This window comes from Paenibacillus kribbensis (assembly GCF_001705305.1).
In the GTDB taxonomy this organism is placed as follows: Bacteria; Bacillota; Bacilli; order Paenibacillales; family Paenibacillaceae; genus Paenibacillus; species Paenibacillus kribbensis_B.
The window spans coordinates 242,317-263,916 of sequence record NZ_MCBP01000007.1 but is presented as its reverse complement, the minus strand read 5'-3'; the positions used below and the strand labels follow the sequence as shown (position 1 = coordinate 263,916).

The 21,600-nt window shown below is 47.9% G+C and carries 17 protein-coding genes, 1 tRNA gene and 1 other annotated feature (1 of these 19 only partly in view); of the genes, 3 read left to right on the top strand and 15 right to left on the bottom strand.

The window, feature by feature from the left end; genetic code table 11:
* Positions 1 to 14: 14 nt before the first annotated feature.
* Positions 15 to 2,276: a helix-turn-helix domain-containing protein gene (locus tag BAZ21_RS15205; protein WP_068502252.1), complete on the bottom strand. Its 2,262-nt coding sequence runs from the start codon at positions 2,274 to 2,276 to the stop codon at positions 15 to 17.
* A gap of 165 nt (positions 2,277 to 2,441) precedes the next feature.
* On the opposite strand from BAZ21_RS15205, the gene BAZ21_RS15200 reads away from it, so the two are divergent.
* The gene (locus BAZ21_RS15200; protein WP_068502249.1) at positions 2,442 to 3,938 is read left to right on the top strand and encodes a GDSL-type esterase/lipase family protein; all 1,497 of its coding nucleotides are present in this window, start codon (positions 2,442 to 2,444) and stop codon (positions 3,936 to 3,938) included.
* A gap of 164 nt (positions 3,939 to 4,102) precedes the next feature.
* A complete protein-coding gene (locus tag BAZ21_RS15195; protein ID WP_068502246.1) occupies positions 4,103 to 4,435 on the top strand; it encodes a hypothetical protein in 333 nt (110 codons plus the stop codon).
* Between the two features lie 130 nt (positions 4,436 to 4,565).
* Here the strand turns inward: BAZ21_RS15195 and BAZ21_RS15190 are convergent, their stop codons facing one another.
* From BAZ21_RS15190 to lspA, 12 genes are all read right to left on the bottom strand, one after another.
* Positions 4,566 to 5,189, bottom strand: coding sequence for a LysE family translocator (locus BAZ21_RS15190; RefSeq protein WP_068502243.1), 624 nt, complete (start codon positions 5,187 to 5,189; stop codon positions 4,566 to 4,568).
* A gap of 344 nt (positions 5,190 to 5,533) precedes the next feature.
* Positions 5,534 to 5,607 (bottom strand) — tRNA-Ile (locus BAZ21_RS15185).
* 113 nt (positions 5,608 to 5,720) lie between these two features.
* Positions 5,721 to 5,885, bottom strand: a complete 165-nt coding sequence (locus BAZ21_RS29020; protein ID WP_010345444.1) for a hypothetical protein — start codon at positions 5,883 to 5,885, stop codon at positions 5,721 to 5,723.
* Between the two features lie 148 nt (positions 5,886 to 6,033).
* Entirely contained in the window at positions 6,034 to 6,675 is a 642-nt protein-coding gene (gene pyrE / locus BAZ21_RS15180) for an orotate phosphoribosyltransferase (protein ID WP_068502240.1), read from the bottom strand.
* On the bottom strand, positions 6,672 to 7,466 hold the full coding sequence (gene pyrF / locus BAZ21_RS15175; protein ID WP_084011666.1) for an orotidine-5'-phosphate decarboxylase: 795 nt from the start codon (positions 7,464 to 7,466) through the stop codon (positions 6,672 to 6,674). Before pyrF ends, pyrE begins: the two co-directional genes overlap by 4 nt.
* Positions 7,467 to 7,533: 67 nt before the next feature.
* Positions 7,534 to 10,752 (bottom strand): carbamoyl-phosphate synthase large subunit, encoded by a 3,219-nt coding sequence (carB, locus tag BAZ21_RS15170; RefSeq protein WP_068502235.1) that lies wholly within the window; start codon positions 10,750 to 10,752, stop codon positions 7,534 to 7,536.
* 1 nt (position 10,753) lies between these two features.
* Positions 10,754 to 11,890 carry a glutamine-hydrolyzing carbamoyl-phosphate synthase small subunit gene (gene carA, locus BAZ21_RS15165; RefSeq protein ID WP_068502232.1) on the bottom strand — a complete coding sequence of 379 codons (1,137 nt, stop codon included), beginning with the start codon at positions 11,888 to 11,890 and terminating at the stop codon, positions 10,754 to 10,756.
* Between the two features lie 63 nt (positions 11,891 to 11,953).
* Positions 11,954 to 13,276 carry a dihydroorotase gene (locus BAZ21_RS15160; protein WP_068502229.1) on the bottom strand — a complete coding sequence of 441 codons (1,323 nt, stop codon included), beginning with the start codon at positions 13,274 to 13,276 and terminating at the stop codon, positions 11,954 to 11,956.
* A gap of 59 nt (positions 13,277 to 13,335) precedes the next feature.
* Positions 13,336 to 14,250, bottom strand: a complete 915-nt coding sequence (locus tag BAZ21_RS15155) for an aspartate carbamoyltransferase catalytic subunit (protein WP_068502226.1) — start codon at positions 14,248 to 14,250, stop codon at positions 13,336 to 13,338.
* Entirely contained in the window at positions 14,247 to 14,813 is a 567-nt protein-coding gene (gene pyrR / locus BAZ21_RS15150; RefSeq protein WP_068502223.1) for a bifunctional pyr operon transcriptional regulator/uracil phosphoribosyltransferase PyrR, read from the bottom strand. The genes BAZ21_RS15155 and pyrR overlap by 4 nt, the downstream gene beginning before the upstream one ends.
* Before the next feature lie 506 nt (positions 14,814 to 15,319).
* On the bottom strand, positions 15,320 to 16,291 hold the full coding sequence (locus BAZ21_RS15145) for an RluA family pseudouridine synthase (protein ID WP_068502219.1): 972 nt from the start codon (positions 16,289 to 16,291) through the stop codon (positions 15,320 to 15,322).
* A gap of 1 nt (position 16,292) precedes the next feature.
* A complete protein-coding gene (gene lspA / locus BAZ21_RS15140) occupies positions 16,293 to 16,784 on the bottom strand; it encodes a signal peptidase II (RefSeq protein ID WP_068502216.1) in 492 nt (163 codons plus the stop codon).
* 213 nt (positions 16,785 to 16,997) lie between these two features.
* Between lspA and BAZ21_RS15135 the strand changes: the two genes are divergently transcribed.
* On the top strand, positions 16,998 to 17,735 hold the full coding sequence (locus BAZ21_RS15135; RefSeq protein ID WP_068502214.1) for a TraR/DksA C4-type zinc finger protein: 738 nt from the start codon (positions 16,998 to 17,000) through the stop codon (positions 17,733 to 17,735).
* A gap of 28 nt (positions 17,736 to 17,763) precedes the next feature.
* Here BAZ21_RS15135 and BAZ21_RS15130 read toward each other — a convergent pair whose 3' ends face one another.
* Both BAZ21_RS15130 and ileS read right to left on the bottom strand, forming a co-directional pair.
* Entirely contained in the window at positions 17,764 to 18,156 is a 393-nt protein-coding gene (locus BAZ21_RS15130; protein ID WP_068502211.1) for a DUF5665 domain-containing protein, read from the bottom strand.
* Positions 18,157 to 18,296: 140 nt separating this feature from the next.
* Complete coding sequence (ileS, locus tag BAZ21_RS15125) at positions 18,297 to 21,386, bottom strand: isoleucine--tRNA ligase (RefSeq protein ID WP_068502209.1); 3,090 nt, start codon at positions 21,384 to 21,386, stop codon at positions 18,297 to 18,299.
* Between the two features lie 82 nt (positions 21,387 to 21,468).
* Positions 21,469 to 21,600: a binding site (T-box leader), on the bottom strand (it continues 148 nt past the right edge of the window).

Below are 21,600 nucleotides of genomic sequence, written 5' to 3'. Positions count from 1 at the left end.
CTGTGAAGTTCAGGTCAATTGGCTTGCTTCATCTTCCGATAAGCTCCCGGTGTGACCTGTTCCTTCTTCCGAAACGAGCGAATAAAGTTTTGCGAATTATGATATTGCAAGCGCTCGGCGATTTCTTTAATCGTCATATCCGTTTCGACGAGCCACTTCTTGCTCATTTGCAGCCGGTAGCCCATCAGATATTCGCTGAACGTCGTTCCGTATTCTTTTTTGAAAATACTGCTTAAATAATTCGGATTGTAATGAAGCCGGTCTCCGATAAGTTCCAAAGATAATTCCTGGTCATATTCAGCACGGATAATAGCAGCAATTTTTTCCGAGAGCGAGCGGAATTGCTGATTCGTCTTCTCCTTCATGCTTTTTACCATGGGCAAAATAATTTGCTCTACCAGCATACGCTCAATCTCTTCCGGGTTTCGGATGTCCAGCAAGCGATGATACAGGGCATGATTGTCTTGCGTCAGCAGCACCTCGATTCCTAACAGCTGTTCCAATTGGATGAGGTTATTCACAAACCGTACCAGCAGCACCTCAAAGTTCATGGAATGATTGTTCTTGGTCATCATTTCCGCCAATAAAGAATGGACCGTATGGTTTACCTGCTCTTCATCTCCTATTCGGATGGCGTCAAACAGCTGCGATTCCAATTCCGTAGGATAGTGAAGCAGCACCGGACCTGAAATGACCATGGAAATATCTTCGTAAAAAATAATCGACTCTTTACCTAAATTTAAACGATGATGTAAGGCTTGCTTGCTCATCTCGCAGGCTTCTTTACTATCCAATAAGTTGCTATACGCTGTACTAATGCCGATGCTGATGGAAACATTCAAATACTCTTTTACGGTTTGAATCAAAAGAGTCGCATCATCCAGTACCTGCTTTCTTATTTCATGCTCGTTCTTGTCTGTCAATATGAATATGGTAGCCTGGGTATCATCATTCAAAATGATGGGCAGCATGCGCTGCTGCTCTGGAATCGTTTCTTCTACAATTTTGTTAATGGCCAGCAGCAGCACATCTTTATCCGACGGCTCCCGATCTCCCAGATTGTCCAGTTGGATCAGCATTGTAATATACATTTGATTTTCAAACTGCGAATAGCCGAGGCGAGGCATTTTTCGTGCCAATTCCTCCTCAGAAATACGTTTGCGGAACAGGTTGAGAATCAATTGGGTTTCAAGCTGCGGCATTTCGGACTGAATAAGGCTTTCCAGGCTTTCCTTCTCTGTAACAATGGTGTCAATAGAATCAATGATCCATTCAATTTCATTTTTGGAAGGCTCATTTTTGAACGTGAAATTAGGGTTCTTGGGGAGACTGCGTTGAATCTGCTGGAATGGCTTGGTAAAATAAATAGCAATGAAATACGCCACCACTACAATTAAAAGCGTTAGCACAAGTCCCATCATGATGATCCCAAATTTGGTCGTTTGAAATGCATTCGCAATTTCATTTTTATCTAATACCGTTAAGTAAGTCCAATTGTTATATGCAGATTTGGCATAAATGATTTGCCGTGCAGGCTGATGATTGCCTTTTTCCAATGTCAGCATGCCTGTGTTGTCAGATTTAGCCGTAACTTCTGAAATGTGTCTGAGTTGCTGGGCAGACAGTAACTGTTGTACAGGCTGAGTTTCGTACATTAAATCGCCTTGATTATTCAGAATGAAAACGGGCATATGATCCTCTGTCTGAATGGTGCGATTTAAAGTCTGCAGCGATATATCGGACAGGGCAATGGCTTGCTTCTTTTTGGAGAATACAGGCAAGGTATTCACAAAACGGATTCCTTTATCTGTTTTAATCCAGAACAAACCCTTATCCTGTTCATCGATATACGTATTCATCAGCTTTTCCCGTTCTGTTTTTGTCAAATAGGACAGGCTGCCATTAGAGATTTTCCAATTCTGGTCCAGGCTGATTAGTGAATATTCCGTTCCTTCCAATCCCATCGTGGCAATATAATTAAGCTGCGTATTCACATTCCGATAGGCTATAAAATCTTTTTCTGTAATGGGATGTTTCACAACTTCATTAAACGAGCTGGTTGTGCTGTACGTATTAAAAGCATATTCAATCGTTTGTATCTTCTGCTCCAGACTGTTTCTCATCTGTGCCATGTAGCTTTGCTTGGTATTGGAAACTCTCTCTACAACGGAGCTAATTGTTGTAAAATAGATGTAGCTGCCGAAGCTGGCCACCAGTCCTATTCCCAAAACCAGAATCGTAATAAAAATGGTGTAGAACATTCTTCCTTTTTTCATTGCGCTCCCCCTTTGGTTTTTTGCATTACACCAAAATTATAGCGCTTTCATTATGAGGTTTAAATCATTTTTTTCACGTGTGCATTATTTTTTACATCCGTATGGTTCCAGTTTAAGTTGATTTTTTTCGTTGGCGGCATCTAAAAAGAAACCTGGAGGTACCTTATGTTACACGTTATCAGTACTAAAGAAGAGATTATAAAAGAACAATTTCCATCAGACACGTCCTTTCTCTCCCTCTATCCAGCTGCAGTTCAGGAGGCTCGTCCTTTTATATTGGTATTGCCCGGCGGTGGCTATGAGCATTTGGCCTCACATGAAGGAGAACCTATCGCCCGATGGTTGAATGATTTGGGCATCCATGCAGGAGTGCTGGAATATCAAATCGGCGATTTCGAGATCAACTCCTTGTTGGAGGATGTGGAGCATACCCTGCAATGGGTTCGCCAAACACCAAAAGACTGGCCTGTGATTCCTGAACAAGTGGGACTGATCGGTTTCTCGGCGGGTGGGCATTTGGCCTCCATCGTTGCCACCAGAGGATCGGAGAAGCCCAATCTTCTGCTGCTGGGATACCCCGTCATTTCGTTCCACGACCGTTATACACATATCGGAAGCCGTACACATTTTTTAGGTGAACAGCCGACACAGGACCAGCTTCAAGCCTTTTCATCCGATCAGCAAGTGACTTCACAGACACCTCCAACTTTTATGTGGACTACAGCCAATGACGCCACCGTTCCGGTAGAAAACAGCCTCTTGTTTGCTTCCGCATTGTCCAAGGAAGGGATTCCATTTGAGCTACATGTATTCGAGGAAGGACGACACGGTTTAGGGCTGGCAGAGGATAACCTTGAATGCCGACAATGGCTCAAGCTGGCCGAAGCATGGCTTCAAAAAAATCATTATGTTCAAGCAAAACAGCCATTGCCCACCCGACTATTTATCGCCGGAGACTCGACTGCAGCTCAAAAAGGAGCTACCGAAAAACCGATGACAGGCTGGGGCGAACACTTGCAAAGCTACTTGGACCCGTCTGTTCATGTGGACAATCGCGCGGTGAATGGGCGCAGCACCAAATCCTTTATAGCAGAAGGCCGGTTGGCTGATATTGAAAAGGATTTTCAAGCTGACGATTATCTGTTTATTCAGTTTGGACACAACGATGAGAAAAAAGAAGATCCCACCCGTTATACCGATCCTGACGGGGAATACCGCCAAAACCTCATTCAATGCATCGAATCTGCTCGGCAGCGCGGCGGGGTTCCCGTGTTATTAACCTCTGTAAGCCGCCGCCGCTTTACCGCAGACGGTGAACCTGATCCGCTGGCTGTGGGAGCCTATCCCGCAGCCATGAGACAAGTAGCGGAGCAAACCCATACACCGCTGCTCGATATTTTTGAGGCTTCTCAGCAGCTTTATCGTTCCATGGGTGAAGAAGCGTCCCGGCAGCTATTTATGCATTTGCCTGAACAAACGCATCCGAATTATCCTGCCGGTGTAACGGATAATACCCATTTTTCCGACGAAGGAGCAAGACAGATCGCCAAGCTTGTGGCAGAGGCCATTCATCAATGTGCCGAATTGTCTACATTAAAGCGACGTATGGTCGGATGGAATCAAAACAACGGTGAATGTCTGATGCACGAGCTTGTAAAATGACATGAAGAATTCTTTAATTGTTATATTTTAATTCTTTTGTATCTTATAGGACTTTAGAACCGTTTTATTGTATGATTTTGACAACATTTGTCGAATGAAGTGAAATCAACAATTTTACATGGTATATTTTAGGAGCTCATATCATACATCAGGAGGAATTCTTTATGAATACTAAAAAAATATTATTATCAGCAGCCTTGTCTTTGGGACTCATTGGCAGTATTATCGTCCCTAGTGCGTCCGCAGCAGTAGGTCCTTCTCCGGTAATTACGCCTATTGTAGAAGTTAACGGAGTATACTACAGAACTGCTACGCTGCCACGAAATTATTCCTATGCACTGTCGAATTACCCAGGGGATACTTATAAAGTAGCAAGCGGAAATGTCACAGTCTCCCCCTCCGGCGTGGTAACAACCACCACTGCAACGACCGCAAGAGTCGAAATTTATGGTGGTAACGGCAAATTGAGAATGGTATACACCGTTAAAGTACTCTAAGATAAAAACGATAAAAATAGCACTGTCCGTTTATTTGGGCAGTGCTTTCTTTATGGACGTCTTTCTTTATAGACTCTAATCCTACTAGCTATAGCAACGTATTCATGGAGTGCTTCAATATTATTGCTATTCAATGTCCTGTTCTTTGAACTCTAAAGATCATATTCAGACCGAATCCAACCAAAACGAGACCCGTAGCTTTATCAATAACATTTTGTACTCGCGGAGACATTAACCATTTCCTTACATAACTCAATAAGAATACGATTGTGGCAAACCAAACAATGGAAACAGCTGCATAGAAAAATCCCATAAGTAAAAATTGCAGGCTTGGATTGTAGTCCGGCATAATAAATTGTGGTAAAAACGTTAGAAAAAATATGGCTACTTTAGGATTTAAGGTGTTAGATATGAGCCCTTGCATAAAGGGTGATTTCTTCGAGTGTACTGACTGATCATAATTCTCTGTTGGTTTACGTCGTTTGATGAAAGATAATAGGCCCATATAAATCAAATAGATCGCCCCGATATACTTAACAATTTCAAATGCGAATGCTGATTTCATTAAGAGCAAAGAAAGTCCCAATGCAGCAGCAGCCGTATGAACAAGAACACCCGTAGTTATACCTAGTGCAATTTTGATACCATCCTTTTTGCCATCGGTGAGTGTTCGCTTTGTAATTAATGCGAAATCAATCCCGGGTGACATGACTATAAAAATAAGTAATATCACAAAAGCTAGTATGTCATTCATGAATGTGCCTCCATTAATTGAAATTTCGGATACATAATATTAACGCGTTGCTGTTCTTTTTTCAACCTCCGTAGTCATCCTCCTGGGGCTCAATATCCGCCGCATTCAACTCCCTCTGGTCATCAATAAGCTCTTGCTCCAACCCATCATTCTCCGTCAGACCGCCTAGTTCTATCAGCGCATCTACCGCGACTACACATAAAGTCAGAATTAACGTACTGTTCTAAAATCCCTATTTCCCTGTGAAACTTCTTTTCTTATACTCACTACCCATTCCTCCATAGAACTAAAAAGAGGTTGAAAACAACAAAAAAACCCTTGCTACGCAAGGGTTTTCGAGGAAATGGGCCCTGAGGGACTCGAACCCCCGACCAATCGGTTATGAGCCGACCGCTCTAACCAACTGAGCTAAGGGCCCTCAAAAAAATATGTATATTCACGCTACATATTCATAACAGCAACGTTAATTAATATACAACATTTTCTTGTGTTTCGTCAATAGTTTTTTAAATATTTTTTTACTTTAATAGCTCACGGAATAAATCGGACGCCATAACGTCCCTTGCGCGAGCGGTACACCTCCACTGCACGGGGATCGTTGTAGCCGTACATCCAGCCGTCATGCTCCAGCCTTTTTGCCAGGCACCCGGCCTGAAATTTAGTCGTGTACAGTCTGCCATAGTAAACCCAATACATCCGAACTCCCTCTTTTCACATGATGGTAGGAGTTAGTGTAACCGGATCGAATTCGATTTACACAGCCTGAAGCATAACAATCTATGCTGGATGGCAAAGAGTCTGTGCCGTACTAGTCATTAGCTCCGTTGCCTCTATATGCTCCGCCTTATTTGCCAAAGGATGCCGGGTCCTGACGCCAGGAACGCAGCAGCTCCATCTCTTCCTCCTGAATGGTTCCTTCACGCAAGGCAACCTCCATCAAAGCCGTGTAATTGGACAAGCTTTGCAGCTTCACGCCCGCTTCTGCAAAAGCTTGAGTGGCTTTGTCCAGCTGGTAGCTGAAAATAGCCAGTACAGCTAACGGCTGAGCGCCTGCTTGCTCTACAGCCTGTGCTGCTTTAATGGAGCTCCCTCCGGTAGAGATGAGATCCTCGATAACCATAACCTTTTGTCCGGCGCTGATGCGGCCTTCGATTTGGTTCTCTTTCCCGTGTCCTTTGGCTTTGTCCCTTACATAGGCCATCGGCAAATTCAGCTTTTGCGCCACCCAGGCCGCATGAGGAATCCCTGCTGTAGCGGTCCCTGCAATGACTTCGGTTTCGGGATATTGCTCGCGGATGAGGGCAGCAAATGAGTCTGCAATCAGCTCACGCACCTCCGGGTAGGACATGGTAAGGCGATTGTCACAGTAGATAGGGGATTTAATACCGGATGTCCATGTAAAAGGCTGTTGCGGACGCAATGCCACCGCCTGAATGCGTAACAGATGGGATGCAATTTGCTCTGGTGTATTGTTTAATGTAGTCATACTTGGTTCATCTCCTCAATAATATGTTCCGCTGCGGCGCGTGGGTCTGGTGCCGCCGTGATCGGTCGTCCAACGACAATGTAGCTGCTGCCTTGGGCAATGGCTTGTCCAGGGGTAAGCACACGCGACTGATCGCCTGTAGCGCTGCCTGCCGGGCGAATGCCAGGGGTTATGGTTTTAAAGTCAGACCCGCATACGGCGCGAATCGCAGGCACTTCCAATGGGGATGCTACCACACCGTCCAGCCCCGCCTCACGAGTCAGCTGTGCGTAGCGCACGACTACATCCTGTACCGTACCAGGAATGCCCAGCTCCGTATTCATGGTCGTCTGATCCGTGCTGGTCAGTTGTGTAACTGCAATAATGAGCGGCATGGCGAGCGAGCTGTCTGCGGAAATCGCTGCTTCGGCTCCGGCTCTGGCCGCTGCCATCATGCTGCGGCCTCCAGCAGCGTGTACGTTAAACATATCCACGCCTAAGCGGGTAATGCTCTCCGCCCCTCCCCGCACCGTGTTAGGGATATCATGCATTTTCAAATCCAGAAAAACGGAGTATCCTCTCGATTTTAACTGTTCTACAAAAGCAGGTCCTGCACTATAAAACAGCTGCATACCTACTTTTATATAACAAGGGATACCCTCCAGCTGCCGAATTAACTGCTCCGCCTGCTGCGCATCAGGGTAATCTAACGCGACCATCAGCCGTCCTGCCATTTGCTGAAATGCTTCGTTCACCGTTCTACATCCCCTTTTCACGTCAATTCGGGTATATTTGCCCGTGATAAAGGACATCCGTCAGCAAAAGCTGATGAATGTCCTTCCTGGTGCTACTTATTTTTCATGATCTATTTGTATCGCGTTAATTGCTCAGAACCGGCATGGATTCGGACGTGAAATTAATCGTCTCCAGCATTCTTAACAAAGCGCGTACGGTATCCAGCGAGGTCATGCAGACAATACCGTTCTCAACCGCTTCGCGGCGAATGCGGAATCCGTCACGCTCTGGCGTTTTCCCTTTGGTCAGCGTGTTGAAGACGAAATTGGCTTCGCCTGTGCGGATCATATCCAGAATATTCGGATTGCCCTCACTTAGCTTGTTAACCGTGTTCACCGGAATGTTAGCCTGTTCCAGTGCCGTTGCCGTTCCGCCTGTAGCAATAATTTTGTAGCCCAGTCTGTAAAAGCCCTGCATCAGCTCGACAGCTTCTTCTTTATCTTTATCCGCTACCGTGATGATGATCGCTCCGGTGGATGGGATTTTCATACCCGCGCCCACGAGTCCTTTGTACAGCGCTTTGGCATACTGGATATCACGACCCATAACTTCACCTGTCGATTTCATTTCCGGCCCCAGCGTTGGCTCTACACGGCGCAGTTTGGCAAAGGAGAATACCGGAACCTTAACCGAGACATAGTTACTTTCAGGCCATAGCCCCTCTGTGTAGCCTGCATCCTTAAGCTTCCCGCCCAAAATAGCTTGTGTCGCCAGATTCGCCATCGGGATGTTTGTTACCTTGCTCAGGAAAGGAACCGTCCGCGAGGAGCGAGGGTTAACCTCGATGACATACACCTGCTCTTGATGAATGACGAATTGAATGTTGACCAGACCGATCGTTTTCAATTCCTTGGCGATGCTGATCGTAATATTCACGATTTTTTGCTTCAGCTCGGCAGACAAGTGCTGTGGCGGATACACGGCGATAGAGTCACCTGAGTGGACCCCAGCCCGTTCCACATGCTCCATAATGCCTGGTACCAGTACCGTTTCGCCGTCACAGATGGCATCGACCTCAACTTCTTTGCCCAGCATATAACGGTCGATGAGCACAGGATGTTCCGGATTGATTTTAACGGCTTCTTCCATGTACCGCAGCAATTCCGCATCCGAGTAGACAATTTCCATGGCGCGTCCGCCCAGGACGTAGGATGGACGTACCAGCACCGGATAACCCAGCGCCTGAGCGGTTCCTACCGCTTCGTCTACAGAAGTAACCGTGTTGCCCTTAGGCTGTGCGATGGCCAGACGAGACAACAGTTGCTCGAACTTTTTCCGATCTTCCGCTTCGTCAATGCTTTCCAAACTTGTACCCAAAATGTTCACGCCTGCCGCACTAAGTGGAGCTGCGAGATTAATGGCTGTTTGACCGCCGAACTGAACGATAACGCCGATTGGTTTTTCCTGCTCGATGACATTCATGACGTCCTCGAAGAAAAGTGGTTCAAAGTAGAGACGGTCAGATGTGTTAAAGTCGGTCGAAACGGTCTCCGGGTTATTATTAATGATGACTGCTTCGTAGCCTGCCTTTTGAATAGCCCATACCGCATGTACGGTGGAGTAATCAAATTCAATCCCTTGCCCGATCCGAATCGGCCCGGAACCGAGAACAATAACTTTCTCCTTGTTGGATGGAATCACTTCGTTTTCCACCTCATAAGAGGAGTAGTAGTAAGGCGTTGTGGCTTCAAACTCGGCTGCACACGTATCTACCATTTTGTAGACAGGACGCAGGTTGTGACCCAGACGGAACTCACGCACCTCGTGCTCGGTTGTCAGCTTGTTAGTGGTTTGACCCAGACTGCGAATCTCGGCGATAGAACGGTCGGTAAATCCTTTGCGTTTGGCCTGATAGAGCGTTTCGTAAGTCAGCTCAGACTCTCCTGCAATGACAGCTTCAAACTTAACGATTCCTTCTACCTTATCGAGGAACCACCAGTCAATGTTCGTTAAATCCTGTATCTCCTGCTGCTGCCAGCCGCGACGGAATGCCTCAGCTACCAAGAACAAACGCTCGTCATCTGCTTTAATCAGACGCTCTTTAAGCACCTCATCAGACAGCTGATCGGCTCCCTTCAGGTGCAGACGATGCACACCAATTTCCAGGGATCGAATCGCTTTATGGATAGATTCCTCGAACGTACGGCCAATGGCCATTACTTCGCCCGTCGCTTTCATTTGCGTGCCCAGCTTGCGGTTGGCAGAAATGAATTTATCGAACGGCCAGCGCGGTATTTTGCTCACGATGTAATCCAGTGTCGGCTCAAAGCAAGCATACGTTTGTCCCGTTACTGGGTTCACGATTTCATCCAGTGTGTAGCCCAGCGCAATTTTGGCAGCCATTTTGGCAATTGGATATCCGGTTGCTTTGGAAGCCAGTGCCGAAGAGCGGCTCACGCGCGGATTAACTTCAATGACATAGTATTGGTAGCTGTGCGGATCAAGCGCAAACTGTACGTTACAGCCGCCTTCAATATTGAGGGCGCGGATAATTTTCAGGGAAGCAGAGCGCAGCATCTGATACTCGCGATCTGATAGCGTCTGACTCGGCGCTACGACGATACTGTCGCCGGTATGCACACCGACCGGATCAAAGTTTTCCATATTGCAGACAACGATGCAGTTATCATTGCCGTCACGCATGACCTCATACTCGACTTCCTTCATACCTGCGATGCTTTTTTCCACCAGACATTGTCCAATTGGGCTGTAACGCAAGCCGGAGCTGACCGTTTCACGCAGTTCCTCTTCGGTCGCACAGATTCCGCCGCCTGTCCCCCCCAGTGTATAAGCGGGACGAACGATAATCGGATAACCGATTTCTTTGGCAAAATCGAGGGATTCTTCTAATGTAGTAACAATTACACTTTCAGGTACAGGCTGTTCCAGCTCACGCATCAGATCACGAAACAGATCACGGTCTTCGGCTTTTTCGATTGAATTAAGCTGTGTTCCCAGCAGCTTGACGTTTTCACGCTCCAGCACTCCGGCGCGAGCCAGCTCTACCGCCATATTCAAACCTGTCTGTCCTCCCAGCGTAGGAAGCAGGCCGTCCGGACGCTCTTGACGGATAATCTGTGTGACAAAATCAAGGGTAATCGGTTCAATGTATACCTTGTCAGCCATGTTGGTGTCTGTCATGATGGTTGCCGGATTACTGTTGATCAATACCACTTCGACGCCTTCTTCTTTGAGCGCTTGACAAGCTTGTGTACCAGCGTAATCAAATTCCGCTGCCTGACCAATAACGATAGGACCGGAGCCGATCACGAGTATTTTTTTAAGTTCTGTATTTTTCGGCATATTAGCGCTCTCCTCTCACTGCGGCGGCGATAGCGGCCTGACGCGGTTGCTTTGGATGATTTCTTTTGTGCTCACGGATCATGTCCAGAAAGCGGTCAAACAGATAGCCGTTATCGTAAGGTCCCGGCGCAGCCTCCGGATGGTATTGCACGGAAAACGCGGGATACTTCTTATGTTTAAGCCCTTCAATCGTCTTATCGTTGTTATTAATGTGTGTCACTTCAAGGTCGGTTCCCTGGATCGACTCCTCATTCACCGTGTAGCCGTGATTTTGCGAGGTGATAAAGCAGCGTCCGCTTTCCAGTTCTTTCACCGGATGGTTGCCACCACGATGCCCGAATTTCAGTTTCTCCGTATCCGCTCCCGAAGCAAGCGCGAACAACTGGTGTCCCAAGCAAATCCCAAACATAGGATATTCCCCCAGCAGCTCAGCGATCGTACGAACAGCATGCGGCACATCTTTCGGATCTCCCGGGCCGTTGGACAGCTGAATTCCGTCCGGGTTCAGGCGGCGAATTTCCTCAGCCGTCGTATTATGCGGAACGACAACCACATCGCAATCTCGCTTGTTCAGCTCGCGTAAAATACCGCTTTTGGCACCATAATCAATCAATACGATCCGTTCGCCGTTGCCAGGACTGCTGTACGGATGAGGTGTGGAAGTCAAAGGCACCTGATTGCGCAGTTCTTCAATGGTCATGTCAGCCATCATTTCCTTCAGTTCTTCCAGCGGTTGAGTGCCAGTCGTTAAAATGCCCTTCATCGTGCCATGATGGCGAATAATCCGGGTGAGCATGCGGGTGTCGATGTCACTAATGCCAATGATGCCATATTCCTTCAGCAAATCGCCCACGCTGTATTGAGCGCGCCAGTTGCTTGGCACCGGCTCGTAATGTCGAACAGCAAAGCCGTGAACATAAGGCCGTACCGATTCAAAGTCATCACGAGTAATTCCGTAATTGCCAATCAGCGGGTAAGTCATCGTTACGATTTGTCCGCAATAAGAGGGATCCGTCAGAACCTCTTGGTAGCCTGTAATCCCTGTGTTGAAAACGACCTCGCCTGTTTGTTTACCTTCCGCACCAAATGATGTGCCTGTAAACAGCGTGCCGTCCTGAAGCAACAATCTTGCCTGCATCCCGTCTCACTCCTCTGTATTGTTTCCTGCTATAAGATTCTATTTTTCGAATGATTTGTATTTTTAGTTGGTCTGATCTGCAGACCAAACCAGCTTGCCGTCTACCCAGGTTTTTACGGGCCAGCCCTTGAGCTTCCAGCCTGTAAAAGGAGTATTGCGACCTTTGCTGGCAAACGTTTGCGGATCAACTGCCTGCTCCTGCTCCAGATCAATCATGGTCAGGTCGGCGGGTGCTCCTTCCTCCAAGCGTCCCGTGTTGAGGCGGAAGACACGCGCCGGGTCAGCCGTCATACGGCGTACCAGAAAGTCCAGTGTCCAGTGTCCGGTAGCTACAAATTTCGTGTATAGCAGCGGAAAAGCTGTCTCAAATCCGACAATGCCGAATGGCGCCAGTTCCATCCCCTTTGCCTTCTCTTCCTCGCTGTGTGCCGCATGGTCGGTTACGATAATGTCAATCGTACCGTCCTCCAGTCCTTCGATACATGCCTGTACATCACGCGGAGAGCGCAACGGAGGATTCATTTTCCAGTTTGCATCCAGCCCAGGAATGTCCTCATCCGACAATACCAAGTGGTGCGGGCATACCTCAGCAGTCACTTTGATGCCAAAAGACTTCGCATGGCGAATCAATCGCACCGACTGCTCTGTGCTGACATGACATACATGATAGTGTGCCCCGGTTGCCTCAGATAGTAGAATATCCCGTCCAACGTGAATCGCCTCGGATTCGTTCGGAATGCCTTTAAGCCCGTGACGCTTGGCAAACTCACCGTCCGTCACCGCTGCTCCTTCAACAAGCGTGTTATCCTCGCAGTGCGCAATAACCGGCATATCCAACGCTTTGGCCCGTGCCATGGCATCCTTCATCATTTGCGCACTCTGTACCCCTACACCGTCGTCAGTAAAGCCGATGGCGCCTGCCGCCTTGAGTGCTTCAAAATCCGTCAGCTCGCGTCCCAGCTCATTTTTCGTAATGGCAGCGTAAGGGAGGACCTTGGCAAGCCCGGCTTCCTCCCCCTTTTTCAGTACCAACTGAACTGTGTCCACATTGTCCGTTACCGGGCGTGTGTTCGGCATACAGGCAATCGTCGTAAAACCGCCTTTGACCGCTGCGCGACTACCAGTTGCAATCGTTTCTTTATATTCAAAGCCGGGTTCTCTCAGATGCACATGCATGTCGATTAAACCGGGGATGACCAGCTTGCCCTGGGCGTCGATTTTTTCGATGTGGCGTTCTTTTTCGGATGCTCCCTCGGGTATCAAAACACTCAGTCCGGAGCCCTCATTTACGATAGCCGCAATTTTTCCGTCGGCAATTAGAATGGATTTCAGTTCAGCCTCGCCCTGCTCATTCAATACGCTTGCATTCATAATTAATTGTTTCATGTGAAATGTTCCTCCGCTCAGGTTTTGTACGACTTTTCCTACGATGCTGCTGACAGCTTCTACAGCTTCATTGCCCGTTCCATAACCGCCATGCGGATCGGAACCCCGTTTGCCATTTGTGGGAAAATCCGTGATTGCTCACTTTCCACAACTGCACTGTCGATCTCCACATTCCGATTGACTGGAGCCGGATGCATAATGATCGTTCCGGGCTTGAGACTCGCTGCTCTCTCCGCTGTCAAACCATACTGCTCTCGGTACTCATCCGCTGAGCGCAGCATACCTTCGGCATGCCGTTCGAGCTGTACCCGAAGCATCATGACCACGTCCGCCTGCAATGCTTCCTGCATCGATACATAAGGCGCGTACGCCGCAAGATCAGATGCCTGCATATTATCCGGCGCGCAGAAGCTGACCTTGGCTCCAAATTTCTGCAAGGCCCACAGATTCGAACGAGCCACACGGCTGTGCAGAATGTCTCCAATGATGGATACGCTCAAGCCTTTCAGCTCACCGAAAGCTTTACGCATAGTGTACAGGTCCAGCAGAGCCTGCGTCGGATGCTCATTGTTGCCGTCCCCGGCATTAACCAGCGGCACATTCACTTTCTCAGCAAGCTCTTGCAGCACCCCAGCTGGCTTTAACCGGATGACTCCAGCATCAATGCCCATGGATTCGAGCGTGCGTACTGTATCGTAAATGGACTCCCCTTTTTCCACGCTGGAAGCCGCAGCAGAGAAGTTCAGAACCTGAGCGCCCAGCCGCTTTTCTGCCATTTCAAAAGAAAAGCGAGTGCGTGTACTGTTTTCAAAAAACATATTGGCCGCGAAGCGTGATTGCAGTACTGGAATCAGCTTTTCCTGCTGTGATTCCCAATAATGAGCGCGATCCAGAATGGACTCGATTTCATTGCGGCTCATTTCCTTTAATCCGAGCAGGCTGCGTTCTCTAAGTTGACTGGCTGTTGTGATCATTCCTGTTCCCCCCGGTTCTGATTGATCGTCACTTCGTCCTTGCCGTCCGTCTCCTGAAGCGAAACTACGATTTCCTCGGATTTGGAAGTCGGGATGTTCTTGCCGATGTAATCCGGACGAATCGGAAGCTCACGGTGTCCGCGATCCGCCAGCACTGCCAGCTGAATCATTTGTGGTCGTCCGCAGTCCATCAATGCATCCATCGCCGCGCGAATGGTGCGGCCTGTGTACAGCACATCGTCAAAGAGAATGACTTTCTTATCATGAACCGATACGTCAGCAGGATTCATCAAAAGCTCATTTCCATTTCCTTTGGCTTCGCCAACGCTGCTCCGGTCATCGCGGTAGGCTGTGACATCCAGCTCTCCCCATGGGATCGGTGCACCTTCGATTTCGGCAATTTTCTCAGCCAAGCGCTGCGCCAAATGAACCCCGCGTGTTCGAATTCCTACGAGTACACAATCATCAATACCTTTGTTTTTCTCCAAAATTTCATGTGCAATCCGTGTTAAAGCCCGACGAATCGCAATTTCATCCATCAGTACATATGTTTCATTACTCATGCTCCCAGCCTCCTCAGGTGATGTTCCCTTCAGACCTGGTCCCGTGTTCGGATACAAAAAAGACTCCTTGCCCAAGTTTGGCAAGGAGTCTCGTATGAACAGTCTTCCACCGTTCTCCGATCTCTCGGACACACTGAAGACATGCCGCCGCAGCGGATGCACTGATCAGTGATCCATTCACGTTACCTTGCCAGCCTCACGGGACTGATTTAAAGGTGCTATTCAGGATTTCCTTTATCCAGCTTCTCATAGTATGAGATGGTGACCCATCTCTTGGACAAAGTTCATCGCAACTACAAGAAGTATGACAGATTGAAAATCACGTGTCAACACCTGTTCAACCGGAACCACCGGAAGCACTCTAATAATTATACAACTTCATTGTATAATTATCCATAGTTGTTTTTACCCATACCTTGCCCAAACAATAAAAAAACCGCCAAATAGGCGGTTGTATTTAATAATTTATTCAGGTTTTTGAATACGAATACAGACCTTCGTTGTTTTTAGCGACTGCGTAAAGACGCCAATACATCTTCCATATCGGGAGGAATCGGTCTGCTGAACTCCATATACTCGCCAGTGGCTGGATGCTTGAAGCCCAATACCGCTGCATGCAGTGCCTGGCCATTCATGCGAATCCCTTTATTACGCCCGTACATGGGGTCACCAACCAAAGGATGCCCAATAAACTTCATGTGTACCCGAATTTGATGTGTGCGCCCTGTCTCCAATTGAAGCTCCAGCAGGGTGTAATCCCCCAAACGCTCAATGACGAGAAAATGGGTGACTGCATGCTTGCTGTTGCGTTCCGTCACGGTGAACAATTTACGATCACCTGAATCACGGCCTATAGGAGCATCAACCGTTCCCTGATCGTGGCTCAAATGGCCGTGCACCAACGCTATATATTTACGTGTGACACTGTGTTCCTTCAGCTGTGCTGCCAGCGAAGCATGAGCCTGATCATTTTTGGCCGCCATGATCAGTCCTGATGTATCTTTATCAATGCGGTGAACGATCCCGGGACGCAATTCTCCGTTAATGCCTGAAAGATCATGACAGTGATACATCAGCGCATTGACCAGTGTTCCTGAAGTATGTCCCGGTGCAGGATGCACGACCAGACCGCGCTGCTTGTTAATGACAATCACGTCCGAATCCTCGTAGACAACATCTAACGGAATATTTTCCGGTACAATATCGACACTCTCCGGCTCCGGTACGGATAATTCAATACGATCTCCTTCAGCCAGCTTGTAATTGGCTTTGATTGCGGAGCCATTGACCAGCACCCGACCGTTTCCGATCCACAGCTGTATCTGGGAACGGGACACATCCTCCATTTTTTCGGCGATATATTTGTCTATACGCGTTTTGGCATCACCGGCTTCCGCTGTCCATTCTAATGATTCACTCTCCAGCTCTTCCTCATAAGACAGACCTGTGGATTCACTGCTTTCATTCGTTTCTTTCATGCTACGACTTCCCTTCAATGCTATCATTGCCATTTTCTTTATTCCGACGCGACTCCAGCAGTGTATCCAAAATAATCAGGGCTACACCGATGACAATCGCCGAATCCGCCACATTAAAGATCGGAAACGTATAACTTCCAAAATTGAATTGCGCGAAATCGACCACTTCTCCTGAAATAGCCCGATCCAAAAAGTTACCGACTGCGCCTCCAAGCACCAAGCTTAGTGCTACGGGAAGCAATTTCTGACCCGCCTTCACCGTTTTTCGCATGTACCATACGATGCCGATCACCACTACAATGGTAATCACGATAAAAAGCCAACGTTGACCTTCCAAAATCCCAAAAGCGGCTCCACGATTACGATGGGACGTGATTAAAAAGAAATTGCCGATTACCGGTATTTGCTCGTACAATTCCATCCGCGTAGCCACCAAATATTTGACTCCCTGGTCAATCAAAAAAATAATTAGCGCAATACCAAAATAAATCACAGTCCTTCGTCACTCCGATCTGCTTATATCCGTTGTCGAACCCATTTATTGTAGCATAAGCCTTCTCAGATCGTCCACGAGTCCCATGAGCTCGCAAGTACAGTTTTTGAGCAGAATTTCCTACTGTAAAAGAGGTCTTCCCGGTGCAAACTACAAGGAGCATACCCCGAGACAATGCACACGCATGTTAACCTAAAACAAGGAGAGGATTCCATGTCCCCATTGACGGAGCAACAATTGCAGGGATTGCGTAACGAACTGCTGCAACGCAAGAAAGAGATTGAGCATCGTTTGCAAGGCAATGAACATTACGGACTCGGCGATTCGCAACGGGATCAAACAGGCGAGCTATCCCCGATTGACAATCATCCGGGCGATCTGGCAACCGAAACATACGAGCGAGCCAAGGACATTTCCTTGCTGGAACATGATGAATTCCAATTGGAACGTATCGAATCAGCCATGATGGCAATGGAAAAGGGTACGTACGGCATTTGTGCCGCCTGTGGCAAACCCATTCCTTATGAACGCCTGCTGGCCGTTCCCTATACGATTTACTGCAAAGAGCATAACCCCGAAACAGAGGTGTCCAAGCGCCGTCCAGTCGAGGAGGAATTTCTGGCCCCCGCATTCGGCAGAACAAGTCTGGATGAACGTGAAGATCAAAACGGCTTTGACGGTGAAGATGCCTGGCAAATCGTTGAAAATTGGGGAACCTCGAATACCCCAGCCATGGCCGAAAGTAGAGAAATCCATCGTTATGATGATATGGAGATTGAAGCCAACGATGACAATATGGGTTTCGTAGAGCCATACGAAAGCTTTATCGCCACTGACATTTATGGAAAAAATGTATCTGTTATTCGCAGCTCCATTTATCAGCGTTATTTAGAAAATGGCGAGGGTGAAGGTCTGCTGGAGCCAGATATGACGGACGAAGACGAAGCATAAACTTAGATTAAAACAAAAGAACTGTAACCTAGTAGGTAGTAAGCTCCAGCTGTCGCTGTACAATCCGTACAATATCGGCAATATAATCACCGATAATTGGTAAATTGAGCGCCCCCAGTACTTGCAGCACATAAATAATGGTGGCCGCAAAAAAAGTAAATCCTAGGGCGATGCCGACACCCCGGGATATACCTGATATTAAATTCAGCCAGAGTAATCGCCAAGGCTTATTCAGCAGCAGAGCGTAATCGGCAATACGTGTCCGTTCCATCTGCTTTGAAACAGCATGTATCAGCTTTTCTACACGATTTAGCTTCTCTGCCTGATTACCTGTTGCACTTTTATCTGCAGCTATGGCAGCTTCTCCCTCGTTTATTTTTTGGCGACTGATCCCCTGTCTACGCCTTGATCGTGCCGTCATCTGCACAATCCCCCTTTTTCAATGGCTGCCCTGAACGCAGCAAACGAGCCGAAGCACGTAACGGAGAAGATCCGTTTTCGATGCTTAGGCTCGTTTTTATACGCTGCCTGTTCTTGTATTATGGGACAGGGGGCTTGTAATTATTCCCCAATATGAACGCTGATCGTTTTACCGTTCACTTCTACATGCTCTGCCGGCTCGGCTTGACCGAATGTCACGGTGGTGACCAGTACGTTTTCACGCAGTACAGAATCGAAGCTTTCGATCGCCTGACGCAGCTCGTTATCTACATCCAGCGTCAGTGCCACGTACTTTTCAATCGGCAAATCCAGCTTTTTACGGTAATCCTGCACCGCGCGGACCACTTCACGTACCCAGCCTTCCTGTTCCAGCTCAGGCGTAATGTCCGTGTTCAACGCTACGGTTAAGCCATAGCCGGAAGCAGATGCAAAGCCTTCTTTCGCTTTTTTCTCCACCAGCAATTCCTCGGCCGTAACCTGCAGCTCTTCTCCCTCTGGAGAAGTCACGTTCAGTACTCCTTTTTCTACAACCGAACGGGTATCCTCAGCAGACATGCCTTTGAAAAAGTTTTGCAGGAAGCCGACATTTTTGCCGTATTTCTTACCCGCTACCTTCAAATTCAGCTTCAGTGTAAAATCTACAAAGCCGCTATCGTCCGTCTCCACATGAATATGCTTCACATTGATCTCATCTTTGATGATTTCCTCATAGCCGCTCAGTTCAAAATCCTGATCCATCGACAAAATCAGCTCGGACAGCGGCTGACGCGTTTTTAATCCCGTTTCGTTGCGGACATTACGCGCCAATTCTACTACACGACGTGCCGTTTCCATATCGCGCTCCAATTCCAGATCAATCAGGGATTCATTGGCAGCTGGATAATCATCCAGATGAACACTTTCGCCGTTGCTCAGATTGAGGTAAATATCCTCTGAAAGCAGCGGTGTGAACGGTGCAAGCAGCTTCGCTGTCGTCAACAGCACCTCAGTCAGTGTGCGGTACGCATCCAGCTTATCCTCTGTAAGGCCGTTGCCCCAGAAGCGATCGCGCGAACGACGGATATACCAGTTACTCAGCTCATCTACGAACGATTCAATCGCTTTGGAAGAATTCAGGAAATCATTTACAGACAGTGCTTTGTCCACAATCAAAATCAGGCTGTTCAGACGGGACAAAATCCAACGATCCAGCTTATGGGCCGACGGCTTAAACGGATGCTGCGCCGGATCAAAACCGTCGATATCTGCATACAAGGTCAGAAAAGCGTGTGTATTTACAAGTGTATCTACCAGCTTCGATTTGGCTTCGCCTACAATGCCTTTGGAAAAACGTTTGCTATTCCATGGCGCACTGTCTGACAGCAATGCCCAGCGGAAAGCATCTGTACCGTACTCGTCAATGACCTCCCATGGATCAATGACATTGCCCTTGGATTTGGACATTTTTTGACCCTGCTCATCCAGTACGTGGCCTGTTGCCATTACTGCTTTGTAAGGAGCTTTGCCAGTCAGCATCGTCGAAACCGCAAGCAGGCTGTAGAACCAGCCACGTGTCTGGTCAATCCCCTCACAAATCATATCAGCCGGGAATTGCTGCTCGAACGTTTCATTATTTTCAAATGGATAATGATGTTGTGCAAATGGCATGGAGCCGCTATCGAACCATACGTCGATCACTTCCGGTGTACGGATCATTTCGTACTTGCCGCATTTGCTGCGCACCTTAATGTCATCCACATATGGCTTGTGCAGCTCAATGTCCGCTGGTACGTCGCCAATCGCACGTTCCCGCAATTCAGCAATACTGTGCGGTGCGAACTGTTCCCCAGTCTCCTCACACACCCAGATGTTCAGCGGTGTACCCCAATAACGGTCACGGCTGATATTCCAATCCACCAGCTCCTCCAAAAACTTGCCGAAGCGTCCTTCGCGCACATGGCCCGGATACCATTCAACTTCACTGTTGTTGGCAATTAATTGATCCTTAATTGCGGTTGTTTTGATAAACCAGCTATCCATTGCGTAATACAGCAGTGGAGTATCACAACGCCAGCAGAACGGATAGCTGTGCTCGTATTTTTCTTTACTGTACAGCAAGCCCTTTTCAGACAGCATTTTAACAATATCCACATCACAGTCTTTTACAAAACGGCCTGCAAAGTCCGTAATTTCCTTAACATAGTTACCTTGGAGATCCACCACATTGATGAATCCAACGCCATTTTCGCGGCATACCCGGTAATCATCCTCACCATGCGCCGGAGCCATATGAACGATACCTGTACCGCTGGAGTCTGTTACGAATTTCGCCCCCAGAATCTGATTACCCTTCTCGACCTGGAAATACGTAAATGGCGGGGTATAAGTTTGACCAACCAGTTCTGAACCGGACAGCGTGCCAAGCACTTCATGATCGCCTTTAATGACGTCCTCAACCAAATTTTTAGCAACGATGTATACACCGTCCTCCTGCTTCACACGGGCATATTCCAGATCAGGATTGACGGCAAGTGCCACGTGGCTCGGCAAGGTCCAAGGTGTTGTCGTCCAGGCCAGTACGTATTCACCGCTGCTATGAAGCTTGAATTTGGCTGTGGCGCTCAGGTCCTTTACATCTTTATAGCCCTGTGCCACTTCATGAGAGCTCAGCGTTGTCTGACAATCCGGGCAATACGGACTCACACGATGACCACGATACAGCAGTCCTTTTTCATGAATGGTTGCCAAAATATTCCATACACTCTCGATATAGTTATTATCCAGCGTAATATACGGGTGATCGAGGTCTGTCCAGTATCCGATCGCTTCGGTCAGATCACGCCATTGCTGCTCGTACTCAAACACGCTTGCCTTACATTTTTTAATAAACTTTTCAACGCCGTATTCTTCAATTTCAGGCTTGTGGGAAATGCCCAGTTGCTTTTGCACACCCAGTTCTACCGGCAAGCCATGTGTGTCCCAACCCGCCTTGCGTACGACCCGGTATCCCTTCATTGTTTGGTAGCGGCCCACAAAATCCTTAATTACACGACCCAGCACGTGACCGATATGCGGCTTGCCGTTGGCAGTAGGTGGACCTTCATAAAACACAAAGTTCGGCTTACCCTCACGATTGGTGATGGATTTACGGAATGTGTTCTCCTCTTTCCATTTGTTCAGGATGCGCAGGTCGCGGGACCGTGCCTTTTCTTTTACATCCACTCTGTTCATCATGTCATTCTCCTTCTTTGCTCATCATTTTGATTGTTGTAGCGTTTCCCAAAAAAAAGCAACAAAAAAAGCCCCGCCCCTGTAAAGGGACGAGACTGTGCTCGCGTTACCACCCTGATTCCATAAACAGACCCTTCCATAAGAACGGTACTGTCACGGCTCTCTGAGCCCTACTCAACTACAGCAGGGCGCCATTATAACGTATGGCAAACGA